The following is a 16,981-nucleotide window of genomic DNA, read 5'->3' on the forward strand; positions in this document are numbered from 1 at the left end:
ACGGGCACCCTCGAGGTTCGGTGACGGACGGTTCGCCGGGCGGCGCACTCGTCCCGGTCGCGGAGACCGTCGCGGGTCGCCGTCACGAGGACGGCCCCCGACCTCGATCGTGGTCGGGGGCCGTCCTCGGGCCTGCACGGCTACGGCGACACGGTCACGACTGTGCCGGACTGCGCCCCGGTGCGGCGCAGGGCGTGCACGCGCCGGGGTTCGGTCTGCACCCGCCTCGCGGTGCGCCGTACGACCGCGCCGGCGCTGTCGGGCCCGGGCTTCGGGTGGTCGAGGCCGGCGGTGTTCTCGTCGGGGAACGGGTTCGCGGTGTCCGTACGGCCGAGTTCCTCCAGACCCGGGATCGGGCTGCCGTAGGGGGAGTGCGTCGGATGACGCAGCAGCTGGAGAATGCGGCGTTCGACGGCCTCGCTCATCACGTGCTCCCAGCGGCAGGCTTCGGCGTGGACCTGTTCCCGCGCCAGCCCGATCACGTCGGCGAGCAGGCACTCCGCAAGACGGTGCTTGCGCAGCACGCGGTTGGCGGCCTGCCGGCCCGCCTGTGTCAGCTCCAGGTGCCGGTCGGCGGCGACGTGCAGCAGGCCGGCGCGTTCCATACGGGCGACGGTCTCGCTGACGGTGGGGCTGCTGTGGTTCAGGCGCTCGGCGATGCGGGCGCGCATCGGGACCCGGCCTTCGCCCTCGAGTTCCAGGATGGTGCGCAGATACCGCTCGGTGGTGCTGGTGAGTGGGGTCATGCGGTGGGTCAGGCAGGGGTCTCGGCGGTGGCGGTCAGCACCGCGCGGCCGAGGATGTGACCGGCCATGGTGAAGCCGAGGACGGCCGGGGTGGCGTCGGCCGCGACGCCGATGGATGCGACGTCGAGGGCGTGCACCACGACGAAGTAGCGGTGCGGACCGTGTCCGGCCGGCGGGGCGGCGCCGACGAAGCGGGCGGCGCGGGCGTCGTTGGGCAGTTGGAAGGCGCCCTCGGGCAGGCCCGAGCCGGTGTCGTCGCCGGCGCCCTCGGGCAGCTGGGTGACGGTGGCGGCGATGTCGGCGACCGCCCAGTGCCAGAACCCGGACCCCGTGGGGGCGTCGGGGTCGTAGACGGTGACGGCGTAGCTCCGGGTGCCTTCGGGGGCGCCGCTCCAGGACAGCTGCGGGGAGACGTCCTTGCCGCCGGGGACGCCGAAGATGCCGGAGAACTGCTCGGGCGGCCAGGCGCCGCCGTCGGTGACGGTGGTGCTGGTGACGGTGAAGGAGGCCGCCTCGGGGAGGCGGGCGAAGGGGTCGTTGGCACTCATCGCGTTGTTCCTCTCGGGCCGTGCAGTGGATGGCGTGACGGGGCCGGCGAGAGGGCGCGCACAGGTACCCGGACAGGCACCGGCGTCGCCCTTTCGCCGACGACACGATCGACCATAGCATCAATAATCGATTATTCACGGGATCGTCTATGCTGATGACTGTGACTCAGACGGCCCACACCCCAACCCCGCCCGCGAAGCAGATGCTCTCCGAGCAGGTCTACGCACATCTGCGGGACGCGATCATGGGCGGGCACCACGCCCCCGGTGACGCCCTCAAACCGCAGGACCTCGCCCGACAGCAGGGCGTGAGCCTGGCCGTCGTGCGCGAGGCCCTCGTGCGGCTGGTCGGCGAGGGCCTCGCCGACCGGCTGCACAACCGCGGCTTCGCCGTCCCGGCCGTCTCCGACCGCCGCTGGCAGGACATCGCCGAAGCCCGCCGGACCATCGAACCGGTCGTGCTGCGCATGTCCATCGAGCGCGGCGACGTCGACTGGGAGGCCCGGGTACGAGCCGCCCATCACCGCCTGGCCCGTACTCCGGCCTATGCGCCGGGCGAGGGCGAGTACTACAGCAGCGCGTGGTCCGAGGCCCACCGGGTCTTCCACCGCACCCTGCTGGAGGGCTGCGGCAACCCCGTTCTGCTGGAGACCTTCGACCGGACGTGGACCGCGAGCGAGCTGGCCCGCCGCTGGGCGGCACGGCGCCATCCCGGCCGCGACCACGTCGGCGAGCACCGCCGGCTGGAGGAGGCCGCGCTCGCCCGCGACGCCGACACCGCGGCCGAGGTACTGGCCCAGCACCTCACCCTGACCGCGGCCGGGCTGACCGGATGCCCTCACCCCGAATCCGCGAAGGAGACCTGATATACCGCGACGCCCCGCCGGGGGCGCCGTCGCCCGAGCCGCCGGCCCCCACCCCGGTTTCGCCAGTCGGCAGGGGCCCGCAGCATCAACGGCAGTGGAGGGCCGGGACGTTGCCCTCGACGGGCAGCGTCCCGGCCGGCGCGGCCTGCCGTCAGCCGGTGGTCCGGCAGCCCGGCCCTACTTCAGGTGCCGCGCGAAGAACCCGGCCGCGTCCTCCCCTGCGAACTGCGGGACGCCGGTGTGTCCGCCCATGTTGGCGTGCAGCGTCTTCTCCTTGGAGCCGAAGGCGTCGAACAGGTCCAGGGCCGCCTGCCGGTCGTTGCCTTCGTCGTCCCACTGCAGCAGGACGTGCAGCGGAACGGTGACCTGGCGGGCCTCCTCGAAGATGGCGCGAGGCACGAGACTCCCGGCGAACAGGCCGGCGGCCACGACGCGCGGCTCGACCGCAGCAAGGCGGACGCCGATGGAGATCACACCCCCCGAGTACCCGACCGGGCCGCCGATCCCCGGCAGGGACAGGAGGGCGTCCAGGGCCGCCTGCCACTCCGGGACCGCCTTGTCGACGAGGGGGAGGACGAGGGCGCCGATGATCTCGTCGCTGACCGGCGTGCCGGTTTCCATCGCCTGGCGCAGGTCGGCGCGGGCCTGGTCGACGGCGGCCCAACGGGGCCGCTCGCCGCTGCCGGGGAGCTCGATGGTGGCCGCGGCGAAGCCGTCTGCCGCGGCGCGTTGGGCCCGGGCCGCCAGCCGGGGATACATCCTCGGCAGGCCGAGCGGGGGGTGGCCGAGCAGGATCAGCGGGACCGGTGCGGAGGCGGAGGCGGATTCAGGGGCCCACAGGATGCCCGGGATCTCGCCAAGGGTGAACCGGCGCTCGAGGACGCCGTCGTCGAGACGCTGTTCGGAGGTGAACTGCATGGTCATGCCTTTCGGGAGTGCACTGCAACGGCGCTCCCGGACGACGACCTATCGCCCGACCGTGACCCCAAAGGAGAGCACCCATGTCGATACTGTGTTCACGGGTACCACCTCCTTGTTCTGTCGCACGGCCTCCGCGAAATTAGCAGAGGCCGCCATGATCCGCCAAACGGGTTCCTGTGCCGGCCTCGTGGGGGCTGCCACGAGGCCGGAACACAAGGCAGAGAGCCCGCCAGGGCAGAGCTCACAGCAGGTCGGCCCAGGTGCTCCAGCCGCTGGTGGCCTTGGTGACGCGGGCCTTGAACCCTCCGGTGCCGGTGCCGGCGTAGAAGTACAGGGCGCCGGAGGAGTTCGTGGCCATGAGGTCGGCCTTGCCGTCGCCGTCGGCGTCGCCGGGTGAGAACACCTTCTTGTACTGCTGCCAGCCGGCGCCCACCTTCACCCGGGCCGAGAAGGGGGCGGATGCGCTGCCGGTGCCCGCGTAGCGCCACAGGACGCCGGAGGTGTCCCGGGCCATCAGGTCGGGTCGGCCGTCGCCGGTGAAGTCGCCCGCGCCGACGACGGCGTTGTAGCGCTGCCAGCCGGTGCCGACCGTGACGCGGGAGGCGACGGAGGTGCCGGAGTTGTCGCCCGCGTAGAGGTAGAGCGTGCCGGAGGTGCTCACGGCGAGCAGGTCGCCCTTGCCGTCGCCGGTGAGGTCACCGGGGCCGAGAACGCGGTTGTAGGACGTGGAGCCGGTGGCGAGCTGGGGGTCGGAGAGGGCGTAGAACGCCGGGTTGGTCAGGCGGCCGCTGCTGACGGACTGGACGACCAGGTCGGCGAGGCCGTTCTGCCGGAGCGAGGAGGCGTACGCGACACGGGTGGTGGCGGACGGCCACGCCTCGCCGACCAGGAGCTTGCCGGTCAGCGTGCCGGTGCCGGTGACCTCGTAGCTGTAGAGGCTTCCGGCCGTCGTACGGGCCATGGTCCCGAACTTGCCGTAGTGCGGGTTGTTGCCGGCCCCCGCGAACTGCGTGACCTTGCCCCAGCCCTTGCTGCGGGCGGACCGGGTGCCGAAGGTGCCCTTGCCGTCGCCCGGGTAGAACCACAGGGCGCCGGAGAAGTCCCTGGCCAGCAGGTCGGTCTTGCCGTTGCCGTCCCAGTCGCCGCCGCCGATGATCTGGTTGTACGACGCCCAGTCGGTCCTCGGGTCCTTGACCCGGGTGCCGAAGGTGCCCCCCTTCTTGCCGGGGTAGCGGTAGAGGACGCCTGCCGGGGTGCGGGCCAGCAGGTCGCCGACGCCGTCGCCGGTCAGGTCGCCGGCGCCGATCAGCTCGTCGTACTGCTGCCAGCCGGTGCCGACCAGCACACGGCTGCCGAAGGCGCCGGTGCCCTTGCCGGGCAAGTAGTAGAGCGAGCCGGCCGGAGTACGGGCCAGCAGGTCCGCCCTGCCGTCGCCGTTGAGGTCCCCGGGGGCGGTGATCTTGTTGTAGACCTGCCAGCCGGACGCGACCGTACTGTACGAGCCGAGGCCGCCGGGGCTGCGTGCGTAGATGCCGGAGTGGAAGTACAGCACGCCGCTCGCGCTGAGGGTCAGCACGTCCTGGACACCGTCCGAGTTGAGGTCGCCCGGGGTCAGGACGTCCTTGACCTTGGCGATGTCCGAGTCGAGGACCATGGTCTCGGCCGAGCCCGTGTCGAGGTACAGCTGCCCCGCGACATTGCGGTAGAGCAGGTCGGACGTGCCGTCCCCGTCGAAGTCACCGCGCACCCGGGCGGCGGCGTCCGCGTGGGTGGGCAGCAGCACGAAGACGCCCGTCGCGAGCACCGCCGCCGTGGCGGCCACTACCGATGCCTTCATGCCGGGGGAGCGCCGGCGTCCGGGGCTCCGGTCGTGCCGCCGGGGGCGGGTGGTGAACACGTTCTCTCCCGGAAGGTCAGGGGGTGACGGAGACGTCGGTGGCGGCGTCGCCCGGGGACTGCGTGGGGGAGGGCGATGCGGGCGCGGTCGCCGCGGCCGGGTCCGTGGCCGACTCCGTCGGCTCGGCCGGCTGCGCCGGGGTGGCCGTGTCCGCCGGGGAGGCGGTGTCGGCCGGGGTGGCCGACTCCTCCGTTCCGGCGGACTCCTCCGCACTCGCACTCGTGCTGGTACTCGCCGAGGGCTCGGTCGGGACATCGACCCGGTACACGCCCGGCACACCGTCGTCCACCCGGAAGGTCGCCGCTGTGGTGGTCGTGCCGTTCCTGGTCAGCACGGTGGAGATCGCCCGCAGTCGTGCGTCGATACGGTCCTCGGTGATGTCGAGGAGCAGATAGCCGCGCCGGGCATCGATGATCTTCCAGTGCGGATTGTCCGCCAGCTTGGGCGCCCACTCCGCGGCGAAGGCCACCAGGTCCTCGTCCCCGCTGCTGGAGATGGAGGTCCCGACGAACTCCGCGCCGACCACGGCCGACCGCGGGTCGGCGTAGTCCAGCTTGAGATCGCTGACGATGGTGCGGTGCCGGTCGCCGGAGAGCACCACGGGGTTGCGGATGCCCTGGAACTCGGCGAGCAGGGTGGCGCGTTCCTTCTGGTAACCGTCCCAGGCGTCGTACGACCACTCCTTGCCCACGCCCGCGAGGAAGTCGGTCTCGGCCATCATCACCTGGGAGGCGACCAGGTTCCATCGCGCGCCGGAGTTGCGCATGCTGTTCACCAGCCAGCTGCGCTGAGTGTCGCCCATGATGACCCGGCCGGCCTTCAGGGCCCCGGCGGAGGTGGTCGCCTGGTCGTCGCGGTACTGCCGGGTGTCCAGGACGTGCAGCCGGGCCAGGGGACCGAAGTCGAGCGAGCGGTAGATCAGGACGTTCGGGCCACTGGGCTTCTGCGCGGCCCGGATCGGCATGTGCTCGTAGAAGGCCTGGAAGGCGGCCGCCCGGCGGGCCCGGAACTTCGCGGGGGGCCAGGCGACGGGGTCGTTCGCCATGTCACCGGCCCAGTCCTGCTCCACCTCGTGGTCGTCGAAGACGACGACGAAGGGTGCCGCGGCGCGCATCGCCTGAAGGTCCGGGTCGGAGTTGTACTGCTCGTGGCGGGCGCGGTACTGGGCGAGCGTGACGGGCTGGCCCACGCCTTCGTGCCGGCGTACGCGATAGGAGTAGGCCGAGCTCTCGTAGATGTAGTCGCCGACGAACAGCACCAGGTCCGGCTGCTGTTCGAGCATGTCCCGGTAGGCGGTGAAGTAGCCGTGCTGCCAGTTCTGGCAGGAGGCCAGCGCGATCCGCAGGTTCTTCGGGGTGTCGCCGGCGGCGGGTGCGGTGCGGGTCCGGCCGGTGACGGAGGTGCGGCCCAGCGCCTTGAACCGGTACCAGTAGTCGGTGGCCGGCCTCAGGCCCGTGACGTCCACGTGGACGCTGTAGCCGAGGCTGCTGGTCGCCGTCGCCATTCCGCTCTTGACGACCGTGGTGAAGCCGCTGTCCGAGGCGAGTTCCCAGCTCACCGCTACGGTGGGAGCCAGAACGCCGGAGCTGCCCTGCTGGGCCGGCACGATCCTGGTCCAGAGCACGATCGCGGTGGGCAGCGGATCGCCGGAGGCGACGCCGAGCTTGAAGACCGTGCCGCTCACCGCCGTACCGGCACCGGCCGTGGCGGTCGCCCCGCCCACGGACGCCGAGGCGTTGCCCGCCAGCAGCTGTCCGGCGCCTGCCGCACCCGCGGTGCCCAGCGTGACGGCTCCCGCGCCCAGGAACCGCCTGCGGCGTATCCCGTTGGCGTCCGTGTTGTTGTCACTCGGGTGCACCGGCGTGCCTTTTCCCCTGGGGCGGTGCCCTGTGCAGCGCCGGTGGACATGATCGCCACGGATTCTATGCAATACCCTCATATACGCAGCACCGGGGGCTGTGCACCCGTTCGAACCACCAGCAGGAGCCATGCACCGACCATTGATCTCCGCAGTCGCGGTCCTGCTCCTCGCCGGCGTGGCAGGGTGCTCGTCGTCCGGCGCCGGGCAGGGGGCGGGAGGCGGCTCCGGTGCGGGTTCGGACTCGTCGGGCGCCGTGGCCGAGGGCGGGGCGGAGCGCGGCGGCTCGCCGAGGGCCGACGGCAGCGGGGTCCCTGAGGAGAGCAGGGGCAGTGGCGGGGCGTCCTCCCCGCCCGCCGGGGTGCTGTTCGGAACCGACTTGCTCCCCACTCCCGCAGCCGACCACTGCCGTACGGAGAACCTGACGGCCGTGGCACGCAGTACCGGTCAGGGCCAGGCCTCGGTCGTGATCACCAACGACGGGCCCGGCTCCTGCACGGTACGCGGCTTCCCCTCCCTCCTCTTCAGGACCGGGACCGGCCGGACCGAGCTGCCGGTGGACTGGGCCGGGTCGGCCACCGAGGCCGCGAAGTTCACCCTTGCTCCCGGCGATTCCGCTTCTGCCGCGCTCGGCTTCACCGGCCTCGACGAGTGCGAGCCGGTCACCGGCCTCGACGTCGTCCCGCCCGGCGAATCCCGGGCCCTCACCCCTGCTTTCACGACCACGAACGGGAAGAAGCAGGCGGTGCGCATATGCGACACGGGTGTGAGGGTGCAGGCGTTCTCGCCCGCGTGGTGATGCGGCGCTTTGCGCTGCGATGCCGAGAAGCCTTCGCCGAGGAGGGCGGAGACGCCTGCGACCGTGGAGGGCGGCCGGCGGGTCACCGCTGAGGCGATGGCCGTTGCCGTCGCGTGCGGTTGGTCCGACCGGTCGGATCTGCCAGCGGGTCGCGCCAGGACGTTCCGGATGGCTACAGCGCGGAGGTTATGAATATGCCGCACCTGACCGTCCACGAACACAATCCCAGGAGCCACACGATGCGCCCCATCAGGGCAGCCTGTCTCGGCACGGCCACTGCGCTGGCCACCCTGCTCGCCTGCGCCCCTGTCGCGGCCGCCGCGACGGACACCGATCTCGCCCCCGCCATGGGCAAGGACCGGGTCATCACACTCATCGGCCGTCTCGCGGAGCAGACGCGCTTCCCCGTGAACTCGAAGCCTGGCGGCCGCCCCGCCCAGGGCGACCGGACCGTCTTCCGCTCGGACCTCTTCGACCTGAACGGCAACCCGGTCGGCAACACCGCCGGCACCTGCACCACCACCCGGGTCGACAACGGCGGAGCGGAGGTGTGCAACGTGAACTACAACCTCCCCGGCGGCCAGCTCACCGTGCAGGGGATGGTCTTCGGCAATCTCATCCCGGGCCCTCCGCCCTCGTTCGACAACGCGATCACCGGCGGCACCGGGGTGTTCGACCGGGCTCGTGGCCAGATCCACGCCGACACGATCGGCATGGGCATGAGGCGCTTCACGATCGACCTCGACCGCTGATCGGTTCTGCCTCCGCCCGCTGAGAAGGCTGGGTCGTGCACGGCCCAGCCTTCTGGCTCGATCGGCCGGCAGGGGCGGCCGCTCGGACCCGCCCCTGCCGGCGTCGGATCAGGATGTCTTCGCGACTCGGTTGAAGAGCCGGCCGGCGAGGTCGACGCCTGTGATCGCACCGTCGGCGTCGCGGGAGAAGTAGCCGCGCTGCCCTTCGAGGCCGCCTTCGGTGACGATGTACTCGTCGCCGTCGCCGGGAAGGAAGCCGATGCCCGCGGCCGGGTAGTCCGGGGGCATCTCCTCGTCCGACGCCTCGCGGATCTCCGGCTTGATGCCGACCGCCAGGGTCATGCGGGTGCCGTCGGAGGCGATGTCGAGGTTCATGGCGTCGATCTCGTAACGGCCGGCGACCTGTCGGGCTCGTCCCTCGTCGTACGGGACCGGCCGCGCCGTCTTCTCGACGACGCCGAGGTAGTTCTCGAGCGCCCACCGCACGACGGACTGGTTGAACGGATAGCCGTCCGGGCCGACGTTGGCCAGGGAGACCACCGCGAAGTCGCGCTCGGGCACGATGAGCAGCTCGGCGAACTGACCGTTGCCGGACCCGCCGTGACCGATGCCGTGCAGGCCGTCCAGGTCGTGCAGGAACCAGCAGATGCCGAAGCCGTCGCCGAGCGTGCTCGCGCGCAGCCCGACCGTCTGCTCCCGCATACGATGCAGCTCCGCGGCCGGCAGCACGCCTTCGCCGTCGCCGAGTTGGAACCGTGCCCAGCGCAGCAGGTCGCTCACCGAGGAGGCGAGGCCGCCACCGGGGTTGTCGCCGCGCGCGCCCTCCCTGAACGCTCCCCAGGGCCGGGCGGGGCGCAGTTCGCCGTCGTCGCCGCGGTTGTAGCCCACGGCGAACTTGCGGACCATCACCTCCGTCAGGCCGTACACGGTGTCCGACAGGCCCACCGGCTCCAGCACGAGCGAGGCCATGGCCTGCTCGAAGGGCAGGCCCGTGACCCGCTCGACGATCCGGCCGGCCAGGTTGTATCCGGCCTGGCTGTACGAGGCGCGGGCCCCGGGCGGTGCGATCAGGGGAAGCTGGGGCAGCTTCGCCACGAGCCCGGCCAGGGAGCGGTCTCCCTCGCCGTCGTCGATGAGGTTCCAGTCCAGGCCCGCGGTGTGGTTGAGCAGGTTCAGGACGGTGATCCGTGCCGCGGCCTGCTCGTCGGCGAGCTTCAGCTCGGGCACGTAGTGCCGCACCGTCGCGTCCAGGTCCACCTTTCCCTCGGCGACCAGACGCATCAGCGCGGTCGCCGTGAAGGTCTTGGACACCGACGCCAGATGGAAAAGCGTCTTCTCGTCGACCGGCACGGGGTTGCTGACGCTCGTCACCCCGTGCGAGGCGTAGATCTCCTTGCCGTCCAGGAGCACCCCGACGGCGACACCGGGAACACCGAGCTCCGTGGCCCGCGTCTCGATGAACTCGCACAGCTTGTCCTGCAACATCGCTTCCCCCTCGGTGACTTGAACTAAGTACGAGACGTAGCCTAGGGGCGACTTGAACAAAGTGCAAGAGTGTGTGAACTAAGTTCAAGTAAGGTGGTGGCCATGCCGCGAGACACCCTGACCGCAGACCGGATCGTCCGTGCGGCCATCGAGCTGCTCGACAGTGAGGGGCTGGACGGCCTCAACATGCGGAGCCTGGCGAAACGGCTCGGCTCGGCCGCCACGGCCGTCTACTGGCACATCAAGACCAAGGACGACCTGGTCCGTCTCGCCGGCGACGCGATCTGGCACGAGGTCGAGCTGCCCGACCTCGCCACCACCGACTGGCGCACGGCCGCCACCGCTCACGCCGGCAGCATGCACGCGATGCTCACCCGACACCCCTGGCTGGTCCAGGCGTTCGGCAGTCACCTCCTGTACGGCCCCGGCCAGGCCGGGAACAACGACCTCAGCCTGGCCATCTACGAAAAGGCGGGCTTCGCCTCCGACGACGCGGACCGGGCGGCCGCCACGGTGTTCACCTTCGTGCTCGGCAGCGCGCTCGGCCCTGCCGCGCAGGTCTCGCTGAACCGTCGGCTGAGCGTGAACGGCGCGGACGCCGAGCAGTTGATGGCCGACGCCATGGCGAGCGCCGGCGAGACCGCCAGGCAATTCCCGCGTCTGCGTGAACGCCTCGACACCGCGGCTGCCATGGAGTACACCGCAGCGCCGGACAGCACCTTCGAGTTCGGCCTCCAGTCCCTCCTCGACGGCTTCGAGGCCCGCCTCGCTGCCGACGGCGCCGGCTCGCGAAAGTGACCCGCGCCCCACTGCCGACGGCGCGGGCGCGAAAGTGACCCGCCGTCATCGGGTCGCCGAGCGCAAGGCGTCGCCGGCATCACGTGGACGCCTTGGGCGTCAGCGGACCGGGGTGAGCGCGTCGACGCCGGTTCGCCCGGCGTCCTCCTTGGAACGGATGCTTCCGCCGGCGAGGGTGAGGTCGGCCCAGGGGGAGAGGACGGCCACGGCGCCCGGCTGCGGCAGCCCGGCCTCCCGGGCCGCGAGCCTCGAGGCGGGCTCCCACGGACAGCCGGGCTGACGGAGCGTTGCGAAAGCGCGAACCGCGCGGTGTGGTGCCGGACTTCGCGCGCTGGACATCCAGGGACCGATGCCGAGTCCTGTCGGCGGGGGAGGAGGTCGGATTCCCTGGACCCGCAAGGTTCAGGGGGATTGATCGGAGCCGGTGGTCCCGGCCCGCACGGCGGCTGCCGCCTCCAGCAGGGACCAGCCGTCGATCTCGACCGCCTGCCGCTCCTGCGGCTGCCACCCGCGGGCCAGCGCCACGTCGAGCAGAGCTCGTACGGCGCCGGGTTCGTGAAGGTTGAGGTCGGCACCCCGGATGTATCCCACGTCGCCGGAGCCCACGTAAGCCCCGCCCGGGACGTAGCGGTCGGGGCCCGCGGCGAAGACGATGCGCAGCGGGCCGCCGGTGCCGGCCGGCTGCGGGTACAGCGTCAGGGTCTGGCAGCAGGACCGGCTGCCGTCCACCATGCTGTGACTGTGACGCAGCGTCCACAGGTACGTCTGCGCGTCGACAACCAGCCGACGGTGCGTTCTCGAACGGCGGGGCATGGAGTCGAGGTTACGTGCTCCGATCCACGCTTCCCTGGCAATAATTGGACGTCGGGAGCCGACGGCGTCGTCATCGCGGCGTGAAGCACAGCGCGCCGCCCGGAGCACCCTTCAGCACGGTGTCCCGGCGTTCACCGCCGTCGGTCACAGGGCGGTGGCGGCGCGGACCAGCCCCGCGACCGCCGTCGAACGGCTGTGCGGGGGCCAGGCGATGACCGTGGTGACGTGGGGGGCGTCGGGGACCGGTACGGCGGTGAGGTCCTCGCGCAGGCCGGTGCGGCCCGACTCCGGCACGATGGCGCAGGCGCGGCCGAGGGCGATGAGCTGGGTGAGTTGGGTGTGATCGCGCACCTGCGGTCCGGGGCCGTCCGGGAAGGTGCCGTCGGGGTGGGGCCAGCGGGGCAGGGGCAGGTCGGGAAGGTCGGTGACCTCGGCGAGCCGCACATGGGGGCGGGCGCCGAGCGGGTGGCCCGCCGGGAGGATCGCGACCTGACCCTCGCAGTGCAGGTCCTCGGTGTCGAAGCCGGCCGTGTCGTCGAACGGCCGGTGCAGCAGGGCTACGTCGGCCCGGCCGTCGTGCAGCAACCGTGTCTGCTCGCCCGGCCCGCACAGCACGACGTCCACGGCGACGGCGCCGGGCTCGGCGGTGTAGGCGTCGAGGAGTTTCGCCAGCAGTTCACCCGAGGCGCCCGCCTTCGCGGCCAGGACCACGGCGGGGCGGCCGGTCGCCGCGAGGGCGGCCCGGCGGGTGCGCCGTTCGGCGGCCTCGACGGCGTCCAGCGCCGCCCGCGCCTCCCGCAGCAGCACCGCCCCTGCCCCGGTCAGGGTGAGACCCCGGCTGCCGCGCTCCAGCAGGAGAGTGCCCAGGCGCCGTTCGAGCCCGCCGATCGCCCGCGACAGCGGGGGCTGGGCGATCCCGAGCCGCTGTGCGGCCCGGCCGAAGTGCAGCTCTTCGGCGACCGCGACGAAGTACCGCAGCTCACGTGTCTCCACTCGACCAGCCTAACCGGGACGGCCAGGAGCGATACCCGTGCGGTATCGCCGACCACCCAGTCGGTCTTGGACGCCCTGCCCGGCGGGGAGAAGTATCGATGTCATGAGTGAGACGAACACCGTGAACCACCACAAGGTCGCGCTGGTGACCGGGGCCAACAAGGGCATCGGGTACGAGATCGCCGCCGGGCTCGGCGCCCTCGGCTGGTCCGTCGGAATCGGCGCACGGGACGAGGAGCGGCGCGAGGCCGCCGTGGACAAGCTGCGCGCGGCCGGAGCCGACGCGTTCGGCGTGCCGCTGGATGTGACCGACGACGCCGGCGTGACGGCGGCGGCTCGGCTGATGGAGGAGCGAGTCGGGCGGCTCGACGCGCTCGTCAACAATGCGGCGATCACCGGCGGCGGACCGCAGGAGCCCACCACGGTCGACGTGGACCGGGTACGGGCGGCCGTGGAGACCAACGTGATCGGCGTCATCCGCGTCACCAACGCCCTGCTCCCGCTGCTGCACCGCTCGCCGTCGCCGCGGATCGTGAACGTGTCCAGCAGCGTCGGCTCCCTCACCCTCCAGACCACGCCCGGCCGCGAGACGGGCCCCATCTCCATCGCCTACGCCCCGTCGAAGACGTTCCTCAACGCCGTCACCGTGCAGTACGCCAAGGAACTCGCCGACACCCACATCCTGATCAACGCCGTCTGCCCCGGCTTCACGGCGACCGACCTCAACGGCTTCCGGGGGGTGCGCACCCCCCAGCAGGGCGCAGCCGCCGCGATCCGGCTGGCCACCGTACCGGCCGACGGGCCGACGGGCCGCTTCTTCGACGACGAGGGAGAGGTGCCCTGGTGACACGCTTCCCGGGATGACTCCTAGTAGGTGATGGCGATCGGGGTGTGCACGGGGCGTCGGGGCAAGGTGAGAGTCAAGACTTGCGTGTCGGCGTTCCAGTGGTACTGGCTCGGGGCGAGTCGTCCCTTGCCCGTGGTGACCTCGGCCGGCATGTGGGTCGCGCCGAGTATCGACAGCGTCCACTGCCGGTTCCGTACCTGGCCGCGGAAGGAGCCTTTCGCCGCGCTGATGGAGACGGTGTGGCGGCCACGGTGCTCGGCGTATCGGATGGTTGTGGTGGCGCTGTGGCCCCGGTGGCGCGCGGCGGCGGGGGAGCCGTCGTCCTCGTAGAGGGAGTAGCTGCCCGCCGCGCCCGGGGCGACGGTCAGCGTCAACTCGGTCAGCGGAGCCCGGTCGTTGCTGGTGACGTCATGAGTGCGGGTCGGAACGATTCCGCCGGCCTTGATGAACACGGGCATGGAGTTCAGGTCGGTCGTGATCGCTTGCGTGGTGCCGCCCTGGTAGGTCCTTCCGGTGAAGTAGTCGGTCCACCGGCCCGGCGGGAACCACACCGAGGTGGTTGCGGTCGTCCCCGCTGTCGTGACCGGGGCGACCAGGATGTCGGAGCCGTAGAAGTATTCGCTGCCGGCGGTGGCGTACGCCTGCGCCTCGTCCGGGTACTCCAGGTAGGTGGGACGAACGATGGGGGTGCCCGTCCGGTTGGCTTCCTCGGCCAGCGAGTAGGTGTAAGGGACCAGGTTTTCCCGGAGGTTGAGGAACTTGTCCGCCGATTGCCGCGCCTGCGGGCCGTACTGCCAGGGCAGCCGGTCGCTGTGGTTGCTGTGCAGACGGTCGATCGGCTGGAAGGTGCCGAACTGGACCCAGCGGGCGTACAGGTCGTCCGGCAGCTTGTGCGTGCTGTGCGTGCCGCCGGCGTCGGTGTAGGTCTCCGAGCCCTTGAGCCCCGTCGTGTCGTTGTGGCCGCCGATGTCGTGGGTGATGGCGGCCAGTCCGGTGGCGGCGGACTCGCCCGGGGTGTAGCCGACTTCCAGCCTCAGGGCGCCCCAGGTCGAGGAGGTGTCACCGGTGAAGTGGACGGTGCTGCGCTTGTCGGCCCACGGTCCGGTCGGCAGGCCTTGCTGGCCGCTGTAGCCGCCGGCCTGGAGCGAGCCGTAGGCGCGGGACAGGACGAAGCCTCGGCCTGAGTCGTGGCCGGTGAGAGTGGCGTACTGCTGGTTGATCCATGCGTCCGGCGTGACCCCTGCCAGCGCTGCCTGCGACTGGTCGCAGCACCAGTCGAGCCACCAGAAGTCGTTGCCCTGCTCGTCCATGGTGCGGTGGAGGTCCAGGTATGCCTTGAGCTGATCGGGGTCGCCGAAGTCGAAGGTGTAGCAATTGCCCTGGACCGAAGCGGCCGAAGCACAGCCTCCCTTCGTCAACTTGCCCTTGGCGGTCGCCTGGGCCTGCGTGAACTGGGGGTCGGAGGCAAGGATGCTCGGGTGCACGTTGAGTGTGTTGTGCAGCCCTTCTTCGGCGGACCAGTCGAAGAAGCCTTTGGGATCGGGGAACTTGGCGGTGTCGATCTCCCACCCGCTCCAGTCGTTGACAGCCTTGAAGTCGGTGTCGGTCACCAGCACGTCCAGGGGTACGCCCTCGGATCTGAAGGCCGGCAGGATCGTGTCCTCGTAGTCGGCTGCCGTGCGGTCGATGTACTCCGAGTACCAGACTCCGTAAGCCCATTGCGGCAGCAGCGCGGACGGGCCGGTCAGCGTCGCCAGGTCGCTCAGGCCCTGTTTGTAGTCGTGCCCGAAGCCGAAGACATAGCCGTCCTGATAGGGGCTGCCGCCGTGCGAGGGCCGGGGCGTGACCTTCTGCGTCGTCGTGTCGTACAGCGCCGACACGGTGTCGTCCAGCAGGTACCAGCCGTCCTTGTTCAGGAGGCCGGGTGTGGTGACCGGAGCGGGGCCGTTGCCGGTCACACCGTCCAGGCCGCGACGGTAGCCGCCGAGTGCGAGATGCGGCTGCGGAGCGGGGGCGTCGGCCGGGGCCAGGGAGATGGTGTCCAGGTTGACGTGGCAGCTCGCCGTGTCCGGGCAGCCGAGGCTGAGATCGTCCTGGCCCGCGTTCAGTGTGACGCGTGCCGTTGCGGTCTCCCAGTCGTTCCAGTCGTCCGTCGCCGGGAGCGACAGGGGGACAGTCGTGCCGCCGGACGAGAGGGACGCGGTACGGGTTTCGTGCCGACCGTCGCCGCCCGTACCGTTGGCGTAACGGATCCGCAGCGTGTAGCTGCCCTGTTCGGGGATCCCGACCAGGTGGGTGGTCACGCCGGCCCCTTGGTTCATCTCGGCGACGAAGCCGCTTCCGGCATAGCCCTGATGGTCATCGGCGCTCACGGCGCCACCGGAGATCCGCCCTGCTTCCGCCTCGCAACTCGTGCCGAGCAGACAGTCGGTGATGGCGGTGGTGGACACCGACGGATACGAGTCCTCGGAGCGGACCAGAGCGATGCTGTCGACATTGACGTTCCCGGAGTCGTCAGCGGTCCGGGTGAGCGCCACGGTGTGGTGACCGGCGCTGAGCGCCACCTGCGCGGTGACGAGCTTCCAGGTGTCCCAGTTCGCGGTGGTCGGCAAGGACACCTTCTGCGGTGCGGCGCCGTCCACGGTCAGGGAGAGCGTCCTTGTCTCGTTCTTTCCGTCGCCGCCCACGGAGTTGGCGTAACGGATGTCGAAGTCGTACGTCCCGGCGCTGCTGACATCGATGTCAGCCTTTGCCGAGCTGCCGGTTCCCGCGAAGCCGGCCGCGAAGCCCGCGCCGGTGTGGCCGCTGTGGTCCTCGGCGACGGACACGCCGTCGAGTTGGAGCCGCTCCGCCTCGCACAGCGCGCCGAGCGAGCATGTCAGTCGCTGCCAGGGGGTGGCGGTGACCGCGTTGTCGCCCGCGGTCTCACGCACGGAAAGATTGTCCGTATCGAACGGTCCGGATCCGACCTTGTAGCGTAATTCGGTGGCGTCGGTCTTGATGGTGAGCCAGCCCTCGGATACGCGGGCCGAGTAGGCGGTCCGGGCAAATCCCGTACGGCCTATCGCGTTGAAGGTGGGCTCGTCGGTGAACTTTCCGTCGCCCGCGTACTCGGTGCGGATCAGCGTCGGCGACAGGACTTCGAAGCGGGCGTCGCCGGATGTGACGGTGGGAATGCGCTGGTCGGAAGCATCCCCGGGGGACAGGGGCCCGGCCGAGGCCGGGCCGCCACCGGCCAGTGCCATGGCGGTGGCAAGTGACAGCGCCACGGCCGTGCTCACCTGCCGCCGCACGGATCTGAAACGTCGCATCTTGGCCGCACTTGGCATGTCGACTCCGTCTACTCGGTGACGAGACGTCCCATCTCGGCCCTGGCTGTGCTGTGTGCGCACGTCTCACGAAGCGGCGTCAGAACCTGCCGTCAGGGGAACGGTCTGTGAGTGCGGCCCGGTTGACGAGACCGTCGTCATGCCGACGAGAGGCAGACGCGTCCGCGGGAGTTCGAGGACGACACTCAAGGAGTTTCTTCCTTCCTCCGCCGCACCGGTGCGCAGCGACGCAAGCCTTCGCACGTAAGACAACGAGCAGCGTCCGGACTGCACACGCCGGTTGAGGGACGATGCCTGACAGTGTGGCGTCATGTTCGATTCGAGGTCAA

The 16,981-nt window shown here is 71.0% G+C and carries 13 protein-coding genes and 1 pseudogene; 5 read left to right on the forward strand and 9 right to left on the reverse strand.

Going from position 1 to position 16,981, the window contains the following annotated elements; all coding sequences use genetic code 11:
• Positions 1-146: 146 nt before the first annotated feature.
• Together ACZ7OY_RS30930 and ACZ7OY_RS30935 are read right to left on the reverse strand one after the other, a co-directional pair.
• Positions 147-746, reverse strand: a pseudogene (locus tag ACZ7OY_RS30930) (metal-dependent transcriptional regulator); the annotation flags it as partial.
• Between the two features lie 8 nt (positions 747-754).
• Positions 755-1,294, reverse strand: a complete 540-nt coding sequence (locus tag ACZ7OY_RS30935) for a YbhB/YbcL family Raf kinase inhibitor-like protein (protein ID WP_471914466.1) — start codon at positions 1,292-1,294, stop codon at positions 755-757.
• Positions 1,295-1,455: 161 nt separating this feature from the next.
• Here ACZ7OY_RS30935 and ACZ7OY_RS30940 point away from each other — a divergent pair, with 161 nt between their 5' ends.
• Complete coding sequence (locus ACZ7OY_RS30940) at positions 1,456-2,160, forward strand: GntR family transcriptional regulator (protein WP_471914489.1); 705 nt, start codon at positions 1,456-1,458, stop codon at positions 2,158-2,160.
• A 177-nt stretch (positions 2,161-2,337) separates the two neighbouring features.
• On the opposite strand, the gene ACZ7OY_RS30945 is transcribed toward ACZ7OY_RS30940, so the two are convergent.
• The 3 genes from ACZ7OY_RS30945 to ACZ7OY_RS30955 all read right to left on the reverse strand — a co-directional run bounded on the left by ACZ7OY_RS30945 (position 2,338) and on the right by ACZ7OY_RS30955 (position 6,836).
• The gene (locus ACZ7OY_RS30945) at positions 2,338-3,078 is read right to left on the reverse strand and encodes a dienelactone hydrolase family protein (RefSeq protein ID WP_471914490.1); all 741 of its coding nucleotides are present in this window, start codon (positions 3,076-3,078) and stop codon (positions 2,338-2,340) included.
• A 244-nt stretch (positions 3,079-3,322) separates the two neighbouring features.
• The gene (locus tag ACZ7OY_RS30950) at positions 3,323-4,978 is read right to left on the reverse strand and encodes an FG-GAP repeat domain-containing protein (protein ID WP_471914467.1); all 1,656 of its coding nucleotides are present in this window, start codon (positions 4,976-4,978) and stop codon (positions 3,323-3,325) included.
• A 16-nt stretch (positions 4,979-4,994) separates the two neighbouring features.
• Positions 4,995-6,836: an alkaline phosphatase D family protein gene (locus ACZ7OY_RS30955; RefSeq protein WP_471914468.1), complete on the reverse strand. Its 1,842-nt coding sequence runs from the start codon at positions 6,834-6,836 to the stop codon at positions 4,995-4,997.
• Between the two features lie 130 nt (positions 6,837-6,966).
• On the opposite strand from ACZ7OY_RS30955, the gene ACZ7OY_RS30960 reads away from it, so the two are divergent.
• Positions 6,967-7,635, forward strand: coding sequence for a DUF4232 domain-containing protein (locus ACZ7OY_RS30960; protein ID WP_471914469.1), 669 nt, complete (start codon positions 6,967-6,969; stop codon positions 7,633-7,635).
• A gap of 239 nt (positions 7,636-7,874) precedes the next feature.
• Entirely contained in the window at positions 7,875-8,387 is a 513-nt protein-coding gene (locus tag ACZ7OY_RS30965; RefSeq protein ID WP_471914470.1) for an allene oxide cyclase barrel-like domain-containing protein, read from the forward strand.
• A gap of 108 nt (positions 8,388-8,495) precedes the next feature.
• Here the strand turns inward: ACZ7OY_RS30965 and ACZ7OY_RS30970 are convergent, their stop codons facing one another.
• Entirely contained in the window at positions 8,496-9,872 is a 1,377-nt protein-coding gene (locus tag ACZ7OY_RS30970) for a serine hydrolase domain-containing protein (RefSeq protein WP_471914471.1), read from the reverse strand.
• A gap of 102 nt (positions 9,873-9,974) precedes the next feature.
• Here ACZ7OY_RS30970 and ACZ7OY_RS30975 point away from each other — a divergent pair, with 102 nt between their 5' ends.
• Positions 9,975-10,670, forward strand: a complete 696-nt coding sequence (locus ACZ7OY_RS30975; protein WP_471914472.1) for a TetR/AcrR family transcriptional regulator — start codon at positions 9,975-9,977, stop codon at positions 10,668-10,670.
• Positions 10,671-11,072: 402 nt separating this feature from the next.
• Here ACZ7OY_RS30975 and ACZ7OY_RS30980 read toward each other — a convergent pair whose 3' ends face one another.
• Together ACZ7OY_RS30980 and ACZ7OY_RS30985 are read right to left on the reverse strand one after the other, a co-directional pair.
• Positions 11,073-11,483 (reverse strand): hypothetical protein, encoded by a 411-nt coding sequence (locus ACZ7OY_RS30980; RefSeq protein ID WP_471914473.1) that lies wholly within the window; start codon positions 11,481-11,483, stop codon positions 11,073-11,075.
• A gap of 144 nt (positions 11,484-11,627) precedes the next feature.
• Entirely contained in the window at positions 11,628-12,476 is an 849-nt protein-coding gene (locus ACZ7OY_RS30985; RefSeq protein WP_471914474.1) for a LysR family transcriptional regulator, read from the reverse strand.
• Positions 12,477-12,579: 103 nt separating this feature from the next.
• On the opposite strand from ACZ7OY_RS30985, the gene ACZ7OY_RS30990 reads away from it, so the two are divergent.
• Positions 12,580-13,323: an SDR family oxidoreductase gene (locus ACZ7OY_RS30990; RefSeq protein ID WP_471914475.1), complete on the forward strand. Its 744-nt coding sequence runs from the start codon at positions 12,580-12,582 to the stop codon at positions 13,321-13,323.
• Positions 13,324-13,343: 20 nt separating this feature from the next.
• Here ACZ7OY_RS30990 and ACZ7OY_RS30995 read toward each other — a convergent pair whose 3' ends face one another.
• Positions 13,344-16,568 (reverse strand): TIM-barrel domain-containing protein, encoded by a 3,225-nt coding sequence (locus ACZ7OY_RS30995; protein ID WP_471914491.1) that lies wholly within the window; start codon positions 16,566-16,568, stop codon positions 13,344-13,346.
• Positions 16,569-16,981: the final 413 nt, after the last annotated feature.

This window comes from Streptomyces sp. NPDC107559, assembly GCF_055657365.1.